This window comes from Photobacterium sp. HL06, assembly GCF_059552575.1.
This window is the reverse complement of record NZ_CM183914.1, coordinates 43346-59512: the sequence shown is the minus strand read 5'-3', so window position 1 is coordinate 59512 and position 16167 is coordinate 43346. Positions and strand designations below refer to the sequence as shown.

Annotated in this window: 11 protein-coding genes and 5 tRNA genes; 5 read left to right on the top strand and 11 right to left on the bottom strand. The window is 48.7% G+C overall.

The window, feature by feature from the left end; all coding sequences use genetic code 11:
- Positions 1 to 38: 38 nt before the first annotated feature.
- The 10 genes from AC51G0_RS00270 to AC51G0_RS00225 all read right to left on the bottom strand — a co-directional run bounded on the left by AC51G0_RS00270 (position 39) and on the right by AC51G0_RS00225 (position 7847).
- Positions 39 to 890, bottom strand: a complete 852-nt coding sequence (locus AC51G0_RS00270) for a hypothetical protein (RefSeq protein ID WP_496300188.1) — start codon at positions 888 to 890, stop codon at positions 39 to 41.
- 253 nt (positions 891 to 1143) lie between these two features.
- The gene (locus AC51G0_RS00265; RefSeq protein ID WP_496300187.1) at positions 1144 to 2085 is read right to left on the bottom strand and encodes an ABC transporter permease; all 942 of its coding nucleotides are present in this window, start codon (positions 2083 to 2085) and stop codon (positions 1144 to 1146) included.
- A 3-nt stretch (positions 2086 to 2088) separates the two neighbouring features.
- Positions 2089 to 3066 (bottom strand): ABC transporter permease, encoded by a 978-nt coding sequence (locus AC51G0_RS00260; RefSeq protein ID WP_496300186.1) that lies wholly within the window; start codon positions 3064 to 3066, stop codon positions 2089 to 2091.
- Positions 3067 to 3176: 110 nt separating this feature from the next.
- Positions 3177 to 4730, bottom strand: a complete 1554-nt coding sequence (locus AC51G0_RS00255; RefSeq protein WP_496300185.1) for an ABC transporter substrate-binding protein — start codon at positions 4728 to 4730, stop codon at positions 3177 to 3179.
- Between the two features lie 111 nt (positions 4731 to 4841).
- Positions 4842 to 6560, bottom strand: a complete 1719-nt coding sequence (locus tag AC51G0_RS00250) for a dipeptide ABC transporter ATP-binding protein (RefSeq protein WP_496300184.1) — start codon at positions 6558 to 6560, stop codon at positions 4842 to 4844.
- A gap of 691 nt (positions 6561 to 7251) precedes the next feature.
- Positions 7252 to 7328: transfer RNA gene (locus AC51G0_RS00245), tRNA-Pro, on the bottom strand.
- A gap of 69 nt (positions 7329 to 7397) precedes the next feature.
- Positions 7398 to 7473, bottom strand: a tRNA-His gene (locus AC51G0_RS00240).
- Between the two features lie 42 nt (positions 7474 to 7515).
- Positions 7516 to 7592, bottom strand: a tRNA-Pro gene (locus AC51G0_RS00235).
- Positions 7593 to 7661: 69 nt separating this feature from the next.
- A tRNA-His gene (locus AC51G0_RS00230) sits at positions 7662 to 7737 on the bottom strand.
- Between the two features lie 33 nt (positions 7738 to 7770).
- Positions 7771 to 7847, bottom strand: a tRNA-Arg gene (locus AC51G0_RS00225).
- A 293-nt stretch (positions 7848 to 8140) separates the two neighbouring features.
- Between AC51G0_RS00225 and AC51G0_RS00220 the strand changes: the two genes are divergently transcribed.
- Positions 8141 to 8551, top strand: coding sequence for a c-type cytochrome (locus AC51G0_RS00220; RefSeq protein WP_496300183.1), 411 nt, complete (start codon positions 8141 to 8143; stop codon positions 8549 to 8551).
- Positions 8552 to 8684: 133 nt separating this feature from the next.
- Here the strand turns inward: AC51G0_RS00220 and rep are convergent, their stop codons facing one another.
- The gene (rep, locus tag AC51G0_RS00215) at positions 8685 to 10700 is read right to left on the bottom strand and encodes a DNA helicase Rep (RefSeq protein WP_496300182.1); all 2016 of its coding nucleotides are present in this window, start codon (positions 10698 to 10700) and stop codon (positions 8685 to 8687) included.
- 199 nt (positions 10701 to 10899) lie between these two features.
- Here rep and AC51G0_RS00210 point away from each other — a divergent pair, with 199 nt between their 5' ends.
- The 4 genes from AC51G0_RS00210 (at position 10900) to ubiK (ending at position 16128) form a co-directional block, all read left to right on the top strand.
- Positions 10900 to 11466 carry a TetR/AcrR family transcriptional regulator gene (locus AC51G0_RS00210; RefSeq protein ID WP_496300181.1) on the top strand — a complete coding sequence of 189 codons (567 nt, stop codon included), beginning with the start codon at positions 10900 to 10902 and terminating at the stop codon, positions 11464 to 11466.
- A gap of 28 nt (positions 11467 to 11494) precedes the next feature.
- Positions 11495 to 12601 carry an efflux RND transporter periplasmic adaptor subunit gene (locus tag AC51G0_RS00205; RefSeq protein WP_496300180.1) on the top strand — a complete coding sequence of 369 codons (1107 nt, stop codon included), beginning with the start codon at positions 11495 to 11497 and terminating at the stop codon, positions 12599 to 12601.
- 12 nt (positions 12602 to 12613) lie between these two features.
- Positions 12614 to 15730 carry a multidrug efflux RND transporter permease subunit gene (locus AC51G0_RS00200; RefSeq protein WP_496300179.1) on the top strand — a complete coding sequence of 1039 codons (3117 nt, stop codon included), beginning with the start codon at positions 12614 to 12616 and terminating at the stop codon, positions 15728 to 15730.
- A 128-nt stretch (positions 15731 to 15858) separates the two neighbouring features.
- On the top strand, positions 15859 to 16128 hold the full coding sequence (gene ubiK, locus AC51G0_RS00195) for a ubiquinone biosynthesis accessory factor UbiK (RefSeq protein WP_496300178.1): 270 nt from the start codon (positions 15859 to 15861) through the stop codon (positions 16126 to 16128).
- Positions 16129 to 16167: the final 39 nt, after the last annotated feature.

The following is a 16167-nucleotide window of genomic DNA, read 5'->3' as shown; positions in this document are numbered from 1 at the left end:
GGTCGCCTTTTTCTTTATGATGAAACAAAAGTTCTCGCTTACAAGTTCCACAACACCTGCAAGCCAGTACTCAAGCTCATGGTCTCGGCTTCAGGCAGTGTCGCCATTTGCTTGCGGCCATCGTCATCGTAGCGCCAGAACGTCGGCCCTTCCTCGAAGCGCTTCTCGTAGCCTGCCATCACAAACCAACCAAGGTGGATCCCTTTCATTACCCGGTAGCTGATCCCGCCATCAAGACTGGTACGGAAACCAAAATCATTGAAGGTCACGCCGTCAATCGCGGTGTTGGTTGTCTCACTCCACAGTGGCACGCCAGCCACCAGGCGGAAATAGGAGTGCCACGGGCTATCTGCATACAGTGAACCACTGTCATACGCAATACCGGCATCGATAAAGATGTCTGTCGAACTTTCTTCCCAAGTACCGTAGTAGATGGCATTTTCATTCTGGTTCTGATAACGCTTGTAGGTTTGGTAGGTCATCGATGGACCAGCGACCAAGCGCCACTCCGGTGTCATCTTATAATGCAACAGTACATTTGTTGACGCCTTGATGTACTCAAACTTGTTACGCTGATAAACCCCATTGCTGTTGGACCACTCTTCATCCACACTACCCGGCGAAAATGTTGCCAGAGCATCAATCGAAAAATCGAATGTCTCGTTAACCTGAGTGAGGCTACCGGTATTGATCACCGGGCTCAGCGCGGTTGCATCTGACTCATAATTTTCACCCTTGCTACTAAATCGTTCTTGATAATTAACCGACTCCACCCCGACAGTAAAATACGAATAGCCATTCTTGCTGTCATCCTTGTTCGAATCGGCAACATCAGCGGCCATGGCAGCTGATGTCGACAGGCATAATAGTGTTGCTAGTGACTTTTTCATTATTATTCTCAATTATTACGTCGCCTGTGATTCGCCATCCTACTGCGAATTAGCTCATCATCAGCGACCCTGCTACTTATTGAAACTAAAGAGCAGCATTATACTGCTAACAGTTGCATTAAATAAAACAAGTGATTGATTTTAAATAGCAAAAAATGACACATCGCAATATTTGAAGATAGCTGGCTATCTGCGGTGGTTTTACAGCCACAAAAAAAGCGGCCAACTGGCCGCTTTTTCAATAATGCTATCTTTATCCCTTATAAATCTTAGGATTAAAGACATCTCGTAACCAGTCACCCAACAGGTTAATCACTAGCACTAAAGTAACCAGCACCAGGCCAGGGAAGGCCGTGATCCACCATGAGCCCGAGAAGATATAGTTAAAGCCAATGCTGATCAGAGAGCCTAGCGATGGCTGGTCAACCGGTAGCCCTAGTCCGAGGAAAGAAAGCGCGGCTTCAGACATGATCGCATTCGCCACCTGCACCGTAGAGATAACCAAAATCGGTGACAAACAGTTCGGTAGAATATGGCGGAACATGATGCGAGGTGCCTTAAAGCCCATAACACGCGCCGCTTCGACATACTCTTTCTTCTTCTCGGCCAGTACCGACGCACGCACCGTTCGCGCATACTGCGGCCATTCTGCCACACCGATAATGATCACCAACATCACCACCGCATACTGAGCAAACATCTCGGCCCCCAATGCAGTGCGGAATATCGCCGATACGATAATCGCCACCATCATGGTCGAGAAAGACAGCTGTACATCAGCAAAACGCATCAAGAAGCTGTCGATACGACCGCCGAAGTAACCAGCACTCAAACCGATTGTCACCCCGAGGATCAACTGCAGACCCACCGCTAACAAACCAATCGTCAGGGATAAGCGCGAACCATAAAGAATGGTCGAGAAAATATCACGCCCCTGGTCATCAGTGCCCAGCAGGAAGCGGCTATCGCCCTCCTCCATCCATGCTGGCGGCAGCTCTGAATCCATAATATCTATCAAAGACAAATCATAGGGATTAGTGGGTGCAATTAACGGCGCAAACACCGAGGCGGTCACAAAGGTAAGGAAGAGTGCAAAACTGAACATCGCGACTTTATCTTTCAGGAAGTAGTACACGATGTCTGAATTTTTAAACCGCTCCCAACGGCTTGGCGTTACTGCTGTCGTAGTATTCATGACTTACGCTCCCTTGCCAGTCAGATTGACAGTTGGGTTAACCAAGCCATAAAGCAGGTCAACGATGGTATTGGTTACTACAAAGATTAAACCAACGAAAATAACGTAAGCGGTGATCAGCGGTGTATCAACACGGTTAATCGCATCAAGGAACAACAACCCTGTTCCCGGCCACTGGAAGACGGTTTCAGTTAAAATGGTGTATGCCACCATGGTACCAATTTGCACCCCACCCACTGTCAACACAGGTAGCATGGTGTTTTTCAGCGCGTGTTGATAATAAATCTTGTTCATTGCCAAACCTTTAGCTTTGGCAAACTTAATGTATTCTGAACTTAGCGCTTCTAGCATTTCGGAGCGAACGAGACGAATAAAAAGCGGCATCATAATCGAAGACAGTGCAATGCAAGGCAGAACAAGGTGCTTAAGGCCATCCAGCGTGAAAAAGCCAGATTTCCACCCCAACAAGTTCAGGGTTTCGCCACGGCCATAGGAAGGCAGCCAGCCAAGTTCAATGGAAAAGATATACATCAGCATGATAGCGGTCAGAAATACCGGAATTGAGATCCCGATACTACTTAAAGCCATCACGGTTTTAGTAAATAGGCTATTGGGGTGAATCGCGGTATAAACCCCCAATGGGATGGCAACTGCAATAATAATAAGTGTTGCCCCAAAAACCAGCTCAAGGGTCGCTGGCAGCTTATCCAAGATCACATCGACAGCCGGGCGTTTAAAGGAATACGATGTTCCTAAATCCCCTTGGACGGCATTGCCGAGGAAACGGCTGTATTTGGTAATAAACGGGTCGTTAAGACCTAAGTCATCGCGTAATTGTTGACGTTCAGCTTCTGATACAGACTGCCCCACCAGCTCGCGCAATGGGTCGCCAAGGTTATCCTGGATGGCAAATGCCACCAGACTGATCACAAACATCACTATCAGTGCCTGAAACAGGCGCTTGACCAGAAACGTAAACATTCCTTGCCCCTTCTATCATCCTTAAAATCAGTGCCGGAAAACCCTTTCCGGCACTAAGCTTACTTTCTATTGCTGTATTTCTTGGTGACTTAACTTCTTATCTCAAGCAGTTAGTCGACAACAAGATCACCGAAGTATGGCATTACCATCGGGTTAACGATGCCTGCTGCATGCACATTTGATTTAGCACCCCATGCTTCACTCTGCCAATGTAGCGGTACAAACGCTGCCTCGTTATATAACGTTGCTTCAACTTTCTGCAGCATCTGGGCACGCTTCGCTGGATCAGTTTCCACATTTGAAGCTTCTACTAATTTGTCGACTTCTGCGTTTGAGTAATGACCACAGTTGTACTGACCTTTACCGGTCTCTTCATTACGGCTCATGGTCAAAAACTCAGAGAAGTTTGCTGAATCTTCGGTATCCGAGTGCCAGCCAATCATCATCATGTCAGCAGAACACAGGTCAAACTCAGGCCAGTACTGCGCTTTAGGCAGGGTTTTCAGATCGACCTTAATGCCAATTTTTGACATCATCGCCGCAGCCGCTTGAGCCACTTTGGCATCGTTCACATAGCGGTTGTTCGGTGCCATCATAGTTAACTTAAAGCCTTTCTCATAACCCGCTTCTTTCATTAACTCTTTGGCTTTTTTCAAATCATAACGCGGCACTAGTGCCTCATCATAACCTGCATAACCTGATGGTCCTTGCTGGCCCGCAGCGGTCGCAAAGCCCTTCATGATTTTCTTCACGATACCTTCGTTGTTGATGGCGTGAACAATCGCCTGACGTACACGTACATCTTTCAACGCTTCGTTGCTGTTCTGGTTCATCTGGAAGGTAATAATACGAGTACCAGGCAGGGTCACCAAATCGATACCTTCCGCGCTCTTAACTCGCTTATGGTCGTTAGGAGCAACAGGGTGGATCATGTCAACACCACCAGAAAGCAGTGCCGCAACCCGAGTGGCATCTTCTTTGATTGGAACCAGCGTTAACTTATCAACGTTACCTTTCGATGCCGTATCCCAGTAACCGTCGAAGCGTTCAAAATCAACTTTTACGCCCTGCTCACGCGCTGTAACGATGAACGGGCCGGTACCTGAAAGATGGGTTGAGGCATAAGAGTTACCGTGCTTAACCAGCTCAGCTTTATCTTTACCGTCTTCTGTTTTGCCGCTATAGAACTTGCTATCCATTGGGAAGATATAAGTCGCAGTTTGCAGTACCAGCGGATAAGGACCGGTAGAGATCAGATCGACAGTGTAGTCGTCAACTTTCTTCAGCTCTGTATACGGTTCAAAGATCGCTTTGAAGTCTGGCGAGCTCTTCAGGCGATTGAACGTCCACACAACGTCATCCGCAGTCATTGCGTTACCAGAATGGAACTTCACGCCTTTGCGAAGTTCGAAGCGAAAAGTCGTGTCGTCAATACGCTTCCAGCTTTCAGCCAGACGTGGCTCGAAATCCATATCCTGGGTAAAACGTACCAGTGGATCAAAGACCATGTGGGACAATTGCAGCGTACCACCGGAAAGTTGCTCATGCGGATCCAGTGAAACAGGGTCAGCATTGTAGGCTACTTTGATGTCAGCTGCTGCTGCGCTAAAACTCAGACCTGCGGCCATTAAAGCGACTGCCAGCTTGCTCTTGATGGTTTTCATTGCATAGCTCCTTTATGCGGGGAGCGAACTCCCTTGTCGTTGTGTTTGCTTGTTATAGGTTCTTCTTTATACCAGCCCCTGCCACCGCACCTCTGGCGGTGGTAGCAGAGGTTAAGCTAACTTCAATCCTTCCTGACTCATGCCCTTAAATTCAGGCATCAGCGAGATAAGTTGTTTGCTGTACTCATGCTGTGGTGCAGTAAACAGTTGCTCGGTAGGCGAGACTTCCAGCAGTGTTCCCATTTGCATCACACCAATACGGTCACACATCTGGCGGATCACCGGCAAATCGTGACTGATAAATAACATCGTGAGATTCAGTTCGTCCTGCAGATCTTTTAGCAGGTTCAGGATTTGTGCCTGTACCGAAACATCCAGTGCCGAAGTCGGTTCATCGCAAATCAACAGACGCGGACGGGTCGCTAGGGCCCGGGCGATAGAGATACGTTGGCGCTGCCCCCCAGAAAATTCATGCGGGTACTTCACCCCGGCAGCTCGGCCAAGACCAACGTGGTCCAGCAAGTCGTTCACAATCTGGCGAGTCTGGGCTTCATTTTCAGTCAGCTTGTGGAAGCGAATTGGCTCGGCAATAATGTCCGAGATCTTCATCCGAGGGTTCATTGATGAATAAGGGTTCTGGAACACCATCTGCATCTGACGGCGCAGCGGGCGGCGCTCAGCCTCACTCTTCAATGCAGTAAGATCGATACCTTCAAATACGACCTTGCCGGAGTTCGGCGGATACAATCCAGCAATCACTCGAGCAATCGTCGACTTCCCTGAACCGGATTCACCCACCAGACCAAAAGTCTCACCTTCGAAGATTTCAAAGCTGACATTATTGGATGCCTGCACATACTCACGGCGGCTTTCAAAGAAAGAATTTTTAGTGATAAAGCGCAAATTGACATTTTCAACCTGCAGCAAGGCACCACGATAGCTGCGCTGATCTTCACTCTGGCCTAGCCAGTGGTTTTTGACATCCAGCTGGCTCATTTCCTGCGCTTCTTCGATGTAACTGACCAGCGGGAATCGCTTCAGCTTGACATCAGAACGCGGTACTGCAGAAATCAGGCTCTGGGTGTAAGGATGGTTCGGGCGGCCAAGTACCTGCTCCGTCGCGCCGATTTCAACCAGATCCCCGCGATACATTACCGCAACGCGGTCAGTGACATTGGATACCACCCCCATATCGTGGGTAACCAACATACAACCAACGTTCTTCTTAACACAGAGCTCACGAATAAGATTAAGGATTTGATCCTGTATCGAGACATCCAGTGCTGTTGTCGGCTCATCGGCAATGATCAGATCAGGCTCACCGGCCAGTGCGATGGCAATAACCACACGCTGGCGCATACCGCCGGAAAACTGATGGGGATACTGTTTGATCCGCAACTCAGGTTGAGGGATCCCCACCTGCTCCATCAAGCTCAATGCTCGGCTATACGCTTCTTCCTTACTGACCTGCAGATTGGTCACAATCGTTTCTGTCAGCTGCTGCTCAACGGTAAACAGAGGATTTAGCGAGGTCATCGGGTCCTGAAAAATAAAACCGATTTTTGACCCGCGAACTTGCCGCATCTGTTCAGGGGAAAGCCCTGAAATTTTTTCACCGTCGAGATAAACATCACCACTGGCGATTTGCCCCGGCGGACTCAGCAGATCAATCACAGCGTTTCCCACTGTCGATTTACCTGCACCTGATTCTCCGACCACACCGACAATTTCACCGCGCTCAATCGAGAACGACAGTGATTTCACGGCAGCATGGACTCCATGACGAGATGGATATTCTATTCGGAGATTTTTAACTTCTAATAATGCCATTACCAGACCCCAACTGCTCGGCAGCGTTCTGCCCTGTCTGAAAAATTGAATCCCTTCATTTCCAGCACAAATTGCTGAATATATGTTCAGCAGTCAATTTGGCAAAAATTTCACAGAAAATCAACAAAACAAGCTAAAAAACTGCAGAAATGAATAATTATCGAATAAATAGTCACTAAAGAGTAGCTCAAAAGCAAACATAGCACGAGAAGAGTGATAATCAAGAAGCCGAAGAGTGCTTTGTTTATCAGCATATCACGCTGAAGCTATGGTTATAAGCTATTACATAGGCAGAGCGCATGATGAATAAAAACTCACACGAAAAAACCCCACCATTAACAACCAATAAACAAAACACCAGTAAAATTGTTTTTACTGGTGGTATAAGTGGCATGTAGAGTGGTTTGTAAGACAGACAACTACCAATCAATAAAATATACAGCAGATCACACTGCGCTTTGCGGCAAGGCCTATAAAGCATAGAAGTGTGTATTTTGAGCAAACGCTGAGGTGATGGTTTCAGAGGGGATAAACGAAAAAAACCTGCTCATTGAGCAGGCCTTCTTAAAGTGGTCGGTGAAGAGGGATTCGAACGGGGCGGCCTTCCGTACCCGGCCCAATGCATTCCATTATCAAACAGTAAAATACAGGTATAAAAAAACCCTAGCTCGAAAGCTAGGGTTTCATGTAGTGGTCGGTGAAGAGGGATTCGAACCCCCGACCCTCTGGTCCCAAACCAGATGCGCTACCAAGCTGCGCTATTCACCGACAATGTTTTATTTTGAATAATCAAAATGGGAAACCTTATCTACTTAGTAAACTAGGTTACCGAGTTAATGGGGTGGCTAACGAGATTCGAACTCGCGACCACCGGAATCACAATCCAGGGCTCTACCAACTGAGCTATAGCCACCACTAACTTTTTATATAATCGCTAATGCGATTATTGAAATAGTGGTCGGTGAAGAGGGATTCGAACCCCCGACCCTCTGGTCCCAAACCAGATGCGCTACCAAGCTGCGCTATTCACCGACAATGTTCTATTATAAGAACGTTTCGTTTCGAAATACATCAAAACTGGAAACCGAAGTTACCAAATAATGGGGTGGCTAACGAGATTCGAACTCGCGACCACCGGAATCACAATCCAGGGCTCTACCAACTGAGCTATAGCCACCACTATTTTTTCTGCCAATATTTCAAACCGGAATGGCGCGCCCGAAAGGATTCGAACCTTCGACCTTTGGCTCCGGAGGCCAACGCTCTATCCAGCTGAGCTACGGGCGCCTTGCCCTATCGGCGGAGGTGAATATTACGGATCACACAGTCCCTCGTCTAGTCTTTTTTTTGTTTTTTTTCTCGTTCGCTTTAAATATAAACAAATAACTGTTGATTCGTATCATACAAACACAGCCACCCGGTTTATCGCAGTAAATTTAGGAGATATAATCACGTGGTTGTTACATTTTAAACAATCTGTAAATAATCACTGCCTTGTCTCAACAGTACGACTAACAACAACTCATGCAATACGACTGTGGCAATCGCACATAAAAATCTGGAAGTGTAAGGTGAGCTCAATGGAATTATCTCTTCGACAACTAATGGTAGCCGCAGTAGCAGCAATGACCTTTGCCGGCTCTGCCATGGCCGCTGATATGTCAGACGAAGCTATTGCAGAACGTATTCAACCTGTAGGCTCAGTCTACTTAGAGGGTGATGCCCCTGCCGCATCTGCGGTTGCAGCTGGCCCGCGAAGCGGCGATACCGTCTACGGCACTTTCTGTGTTGCCTGTCACGGCTCAGGGATCATGGATGCACCGAAGAAAGGCGATGCCGGCGACTGGGCCCCTCGTATCGCCCAGGGCAGCGATGTTCTGGCTGATCACGCAATTAATGGCTTCAACGCCATGCCAGCGAAAGGGTCATGTATGGATTGTAGCGATGACGAAATCGTTGCAGCTATCAACCATATGATTGAAGGGCTTTAAACGAGTAAAAAGTAAAAAAAAGGGTTGATGCATTGGCATCAACCCTTTTTTAAACCATTTTACTTGTACAGGTTAACAGCGGCTCTCTCCCGCTTTTCCCAGGAACTAGGAACACGTGTCTAGCATCTGGCGCCTATTTTTTGAACAGTGATCGGATGTTGGCAATATGCGCCTGCCCTTTCTGCATTCGCTCCTGTTGGGTCACCGGCTTCTTGTCTGCCTCCCACTCCAAATCATCCTGAGGGAGTTCATATAAAAAACGGCTTGGCTCCGGTTTCAGCAACTCGCCGAACTGACGACGCTCTTTGCATAGGGTAAAGGTCAGCTCTTTCTGGGCGCGGGTAATACCGACATAAGCCAAACGGCGTTCTTCCTCAACATTGTCCTCATCAATACTGGTCTGGTGCGGCAAAATGCCTTCCTCAGTACCAATTAGATAAACATAAGGAAATTCGAGGCCTTTTGAAGCATGCAGCGTCATCAGCTGTACTTGATCGGCATCATCATCGTCTTCACCACGCTCCATCATGTCACGCAGTGTCAACCGCTGTACAACTTCTTTCAGGGTCTTCTCTTCCTGATCATAGTTATCCCCTTCCAAGTCAGCGGTGATCCAACTGTAGAGATCCGACACGTTCTTCATTCGCATCTCGGCAGCCTTCGGGCTCGGCGAGCTTTCGTACAACCAATCTTCATAGTTAATGTCGCGCACCAACTGACGAACCGCTGCTACCGTATCGCCACGTTCGGCGTTATCGGACAATTCCACTACCCAGCGGGTAAAGCGTTGTAACGACTCCAAACCACGCCCGCTAAGGTGCTGTTCCAGCCCTAGCTCAAAACTGGCAGCAAACAGGCTTTTTCCTCGCATGTTGGCATAGGTGCCCAGCTTTTCCAGCGTTACCGGACCAATTTCCCGGCGCGGGGTGTTCACAATACGTAGAAAGGCATTGTCGTCATCCAGATTGGTCAATAAACGCAGATACGCCATGATGTCTTTGATTTCTGCCCGTGAGAAGAAGGACGTCCCACCTGAGATTTTGTAGGGGATCCGGTTTTGCATCAGGGCTTTTTCAAACAACCGTGACTGATGGTTACCACGATACAAAATCGCATAGTCTTTATAGCCGGTATTATTGAGGAAGCGGTGAGCAATCAGCTCCCCCACCACTTTCTCGGCCTCATGCTCTTCGTTTTTGGCTGTGATCACCTTAAGCATTTCCCCATCGGGGATCTCTGAAAACAGGGCCTTCTCAAATAAGTGGGGATTATTGGCAATCAAAATATTGGCAGTACGCAAAATACGGCTGGTTGAACGATAGTTCTGCTCCAGCTTAATCACCCTCAATGACGGAAAATCTTTATTCAGCAGGCCAAGGTTTTCAGGCTGGGCGCCACGCCAGGAGTATATTGACTGATCATCATCACCAACCACAGTAAAGCGCGAGCGCTCGCCCACTAGCAACTTCACAAACAGGTACTGGCTGGTGTTGGTATCTTGGTACTCATCCACCAGCAAGTAACGAATTCGGTTCTGCCAGCGCTGGCGGACCTCCTGGTTATCTCGCAGTAACAATACCGGCATCAGGATCAAGTCATCAAAATCCAGCGCGTTGTAGGCCTTCATCTGCTTCTGGTACATATCATAGCAGTGGGCAAACAGCTGATCCCTTTCTGTCTTGGCGTACGCCACCGCCTCGCCCGGCGACAACATGTCATTCTTCCAGTTGGAAATTGTCGACTGCAGCTGTTTAAGCAAATCTTTGTCGCCGTCAATTTCAGCCTCAGTCAGCTCTTTGAGCAGCGCCATCTGATCTTGATCATCAAACAGGGAAAAGCTGGCCTTCAGGCCCAACACCTTATACTCCCGGCGGACAATGTTCAGGCCCAGGGTATGGAAGGTCGACACCATCAACCCTTTGGCCTCCTGACGCCCTAACGTTTGCCCAACACGCTCTTTCATTTCCCGAGCCGCCTTGTTGGTAAACGTCAGTGCCGCAATATTACGGGCTTTATAGTCACAGTGCTGAACCAGATACGCGATCTTGTTGGTGATCACCCGGGTTTTTCCCGAGCCAGCACCAGCCAGTACTAAACATGGCCCTGCTACATAATTTACAGCTTCAGTTTGCCTTGGGTTCAGTTTCATCAGCGTATCCTGTGTCGTCTTTGATCATCTAGAGGTCAGCAAGGCGCATTGTAGCGAGTTATTGTCGCTTGTCTATTCACCCTCGAATATTCATCGTCGCAACCCTCCTCTCTTAAGAAAATGCTTGCACAAATAACTTTGCTCTTTAAAATAATGAATGAACATTCATTCATCATCTTATTTTACATTTGTGACCCCTATGAGTGATAAAAAAAAACGCATCTTGCAAGCAACAGAAAAGTTGCTGGCGATGTATGGCTTTCACGGTATTTCCATGCAGATGGTTGCCAAGGAGGCTGGCGTCGCAGCGGGGACCATTTATCGCTACTTTGAAGACAAGGATGATCTCCTTCATCAGCTTCACGACCATATTTTAAGCCATGTGGCGAACAAAATTACTCAGAACGTGTCTGATGACATGCCGCTGAAAGAACGCTTTCGTACTATGTGGCTCAATATCTGGGAGATGGCAAATCAAGAAGATGCACCGCTGATCAACCGCGGCCAGTTCGAAAACTTGCCTCGCCGTAACGGTCATGAGCAATACCAGCTGGAACAAACACTCTTTGCCAAGGTCAACCAGCTGTTTGATGAAGGGAAAGCCAACGGCCTGTTCAAACAACTCGATAATGAAATTTTAAGTGTTTTAAGCCTTGAGCCAAGCGCTTGCTTGGCTCGTAAACATGTTAACGGTGTCTTCAACGTCAACGACGCTGCCCTAGAGGCCGCGATCGAAGCCTGTTGGGATGCCATTACACAGCATTAACATTAGCAATTCCGGAGCACACCATAAAATGAAAAAATGGATAGTGATGCTATTCCTTGCGCTACTGCTGTTCGGCAGCGTGATTGGTTTCAATCTGATGAAACAAAAAGGAATAGCAGAATACATGGCTAACATGCCTGAACCTGAGTTCCCTGTAACGGTGCTAGATACTCAGCCGAGTAACTGGATCCCGGCTATTGAAGCTATTGGCTTCATCGAGCCAAATCAGGGGGTCACGATTACGACAGAAGTATCTGGGGTGATCGCCAAGATTGATTTTGAATCAGGGGCCGCGGTGAAAAAAGACCAGCCACTGGTGAAACTTGATTCTGATGTAGAAATCGCCAACCTGAAAAGTGCCGAGGTACGCCTTCCGGCAGCCAAAGCCAAGTATGTCCGCTACCAGGGACTATACAAAAAAGGCTCTATTTCCAAAGAAGCCTATGATGATGCAGAGGCATCTTACTTCTCGCTGTCAGCAGACATTGAAAGCCTAAAAGCAACCATTGACCGCCGCACTATCAAAGCACCATTTGATGGCGTTGTCGGCCTGCGTAATGTGTTCCTTGGCCAATACATCCAGCCAAGCGATGACATTGTTCGCCTTGAAGATACCACTCTGATGAAGTTGCGCTTCACAGTTCCGCAAACCGACATCTCAGACATCCACCTTGGCCAGGACGTTGAAATCTTTGTTGACGCTTACCCTGAAACACCGTTCAGCGGCAAGATCAGTGCTATCGAGCCTGCCGTGAACTACCAAAGTGGCTTAGTTCAAGTTCAGGCAGATATTCCAAATAACGAAGGACAGCTTCGTAGCGGTATGTTTGCCCGTGCACACATCATTCTGCCGACAATGGAAAACCAAATCGCTCTGCCACAGACAGCCATCACCTTCACGCTATACGGTGATAACGTCTATATAGTCAGCAAAGACGACAAGGGTGATCTGCGTGTTCGCCAGTCGGTGGTTAAAACCGGTGAGCGCAAAGGCGAAGCCGTACATATCCTGGAAGGTGTAAATGCCGGTGACACAGTTGTCACATCAGGCCAGGTTCGTCTGAGTAATGACGCTAAAGTGCGCATTGTTGAAAGCAGTGCACTCAAGGTGCCAACAGAAACACCAATGCTGTAATCCGGAGGATTAATGCGTTTTACTGATGTTTTTATTAAACGTCCTGTCCTGGCGGTATCAATCAGCTTTCTGATTGCCTTGCTCGGCCTGCAAGCTATCTTCAAGATGCAGGTGCGAGAATACCCCGACATGACCAACACCGTGGTAACGGTGTCAACCAGCTATTACGGGGCAAGTGCCGATCTGATCCAGGGGTTTATCACCCAGCCACTGGAACAGGCCATTGCCCAGGCTGATAATATTGATTTCATGACCTCGTCATCGGTACTGGGTTCATCCACCATTACGGTGACCATGAAGCTCAATACCGACCCGAATGCGGCGCTGGCTGATATTCTGGCCAAAACCAACTCGGTGCGTTCTCAGCTGCCAAAAGAGTCTGAAGACCCGACGGTAACGATGTCGACCGGTTCAACAACAGCGGTAATGTATATCGGCTTTACCAGTGACGAGCTGGCATCTAGCCAGATCACCGACTACCTTGAGCGCGTGATCAACCCGCAGTTCTTCACGGTTAACGGTGTCTCTAAAGTCGATCTTTACGGCGGGATGAAATATGCCCTGCGAGTCTGGTTGGATCCGGCCAAAATGGCGGCATATAACCTGACTGCAACCGATGTGATGAACGTCTTGAATGCCAACAACTACCAGTCAGCAACGGGTCAGGCGGTTGGTGAGTTTGTGCTGTACAACGGTACGGCCGACACCCAGGTATCTAACACTGATGATCTGGAGAAGCTGGTTGTTTCGACCAAGGAAGGCCAGGTGATCCGCCTGGGTGATATTGCCAAAGTCACCCTTGAAAAGAGCCATGATGTCTACCGCGCGTCGGCAAACGGTGAAGAAGCCGTTGTTGCTGCCATCAACGCCGCACCTAGCGCCAACCCAATCAACATCGCTGCCGATGTGCTCGAGCTGTTACCTGAGCTAAAACGTAACATGCCAGAAAACATCAAAATGAACGTGATGTATGACTCAACCATTGCGATCAACGAGTCTATCAACGAGGTTATCAAGACTATCGCTGAAGCGGCCCTGATTGTATTGGTGGTGATCACCTTGTTCCTGGGCTCGTTCCGTGCGGTTATCATTCCGATTGTTACCATTCCGCTATCGCTGATTGGTGTTGCCATGGTCATGCAGGGTTTTGGTTTCTCCTGGAACCTGATGACACTGTTGGCAATGGTTCTGGCTATCGGCCTGGTCGTCGACGATGCGATCGTGGTATTGGAAAATGTCGACCGCCACCTCAAGCTAGGCGAATCGCCATTCCGTGCTGCAATCATTGGTACCCGTGAAATTGCAGTTCCGGTTATCGCTATGACCCTGACCCTCGGTGCGGTATATGCGCCGATTGCAATGATGGGCGGGATCACCGGCTCGCTGTTCAAGGAGTTTGCCCTGACTCTGGCCGGAGCCGTATTTGTATCTGGTATCGTGGCATTAACCCTGTCGCCAATGATGTGTTCAAAAATGCTGAAGGCCAACGAAAAGCCAAGCAAGTTTGAATCATCGGTCCATAACTTCCTGGATCGCATGACCAACCGCTACGAGAAAATGCTCGGCGGTATCATGAAGATGCGCCCGGTAGTTATCGTCTTTGCTATCATCGTATTCGGTACCCTGCCAATGCTGTTTAAGTTCATTCCAAGTGAACTGGCACCTGCAGAAGATAAAGGCGTATTGATGATGATGGGCACAGCGCCATCTAATGCCAACCTGGATTACATTGAAAACACCATGGCCAAGGTCAACCAGATCCTGACCGAGCAGCCTGAAGTGGCTTATGCCCAGGTATTCTCAGGGGTACCGAGCTCCAACCAGGCATTTGGTATTGCATCCATGGTGCCATGGAGTGAGCGTGAAGCCAGCCAGGCCGAGGTGGTTAAGCGGGTAACAGGTTTGGTTCAGGACGTTCCTGAAATGGCCGTCACGGCATTCCAGATGCCAGAACTTCCAGGTGCTGGTTCAGGTTTGCCGATCCAGTTTGTTATCACCACGCCAAACCAGTTTGAAAGCCTGTTCCAGGTTGCGACTGATATTTTGACCGATGTGAAATCCAACCCGATGTTCGTCTATTCAGATCTTGATTTGAACTACGACTCGGCAACCATGAAGATCAACATCGATAAAGACAAAGCCGGTGCTTATGGCGTGACCATGCAGGATATCGGTATCACCCTGAGTACTATGATGGCCGACGGTTATGTTAACCGTATCGACCTCAACGGCCGCTCTTACGAGGTGATCCCTCAGGTAGAACGTAAGTACCGCCTAAATCCAGAATCGATCAAGGGCTACTACGTGCGGGCTGCCGATGGCAGAGCGATCCCACTGGGCAGTTTGATCACCATTGATGTGGTCGCAGAGCCACGTGCACTGCCTCACTTCAACCAGCTAAACTCTGCAACGATTGGTGCGGTTCCTGCACCTGGCACTGCTATGGGCACAGCAATTAACTGGTTCCAGAATGATGCAGCTGGCGAACTACCGTCAGGTTACCAGTATGACTTCATGGGTGAGGCGCGTCAGTTCGTTACCGAAGGTAATGCCCTGTACATGACCTTTGCCCTGGCATTGGCCATCATCTTCCTGGTTCTGGCTATTCAGTTTGAATCATTGCGCGACCCGCTGGTTATCCTGGTATCTGTACCACTGGCTATCTGTGGTGCACTGATCGCCCTGTCCTGGGGTGCCGCTTCGATGAACATCTATTCGCAGGTCGGCCTGATCACCCTGATTGGTTTGATCACCAAACACGGTATCTTGATTTGTGAAGTTGCTAAAGAAGAACAGCTCCATCACCAGAAAGATCGCATGGCTGCTGTTATGGAAGCCGCGAAGGTACGTCTGCGTCCTATCCTGATGACAACGGCAGCGATGATCGCCGGTCTGATCCCACTGCTCTATGCAACGGGAGCAGGTGCCGCTCAGCGCTTTAGTATCGGTATTGTTATTGTATCGGGCTTGGCAATCGGTACGCTCTTTACCCTGTTCGTACTGCCCGTGATCTACACTTACCTGGCAAGTATCCACAAGCCACTGCCAATCTTTGTCGAGGACAAAGATCTGGAAAAGCTGAAGCGGGCTGACGAAGCACGCAACGCTTTGAAGGCTCGTGACTGCTAAGTAAACCTAGCAAATATCAAGGCCGCCTCGTGCGGCCTTTTTTTATTTCCGATTCACCGACGACAACCCGCGTAGATTTGAATAAAATAACGGCAACAGATAAAAGCCGTTACGGAGTTAACTCAGCTATGTTTGATCCAAAAAAGCTTGAGCAGGTCGCCAAGCAGATCCATGAGTCTATGCCTCAGCCAGTAAAAGAGCTAGGTAACGATGTAGAACAGAAAGTTCGTCAGGTCATTCAGGCGCAGCTTGGTAAACTTGATGTGGTTAGCCGCGAAGAGTTTGACGTACAAACCCAGGTACTACTGCGTACCCGCCAGAAGCTTACTGAGCTGGAACAGAAAATGAGCGAGCTAGAAAGCAAGCTGGCTGAAAGCCCAAAAGATAACGAAGCATGATCAGCAACCGCCGCTGAACAAGCAACAAAAAGCCCGGCA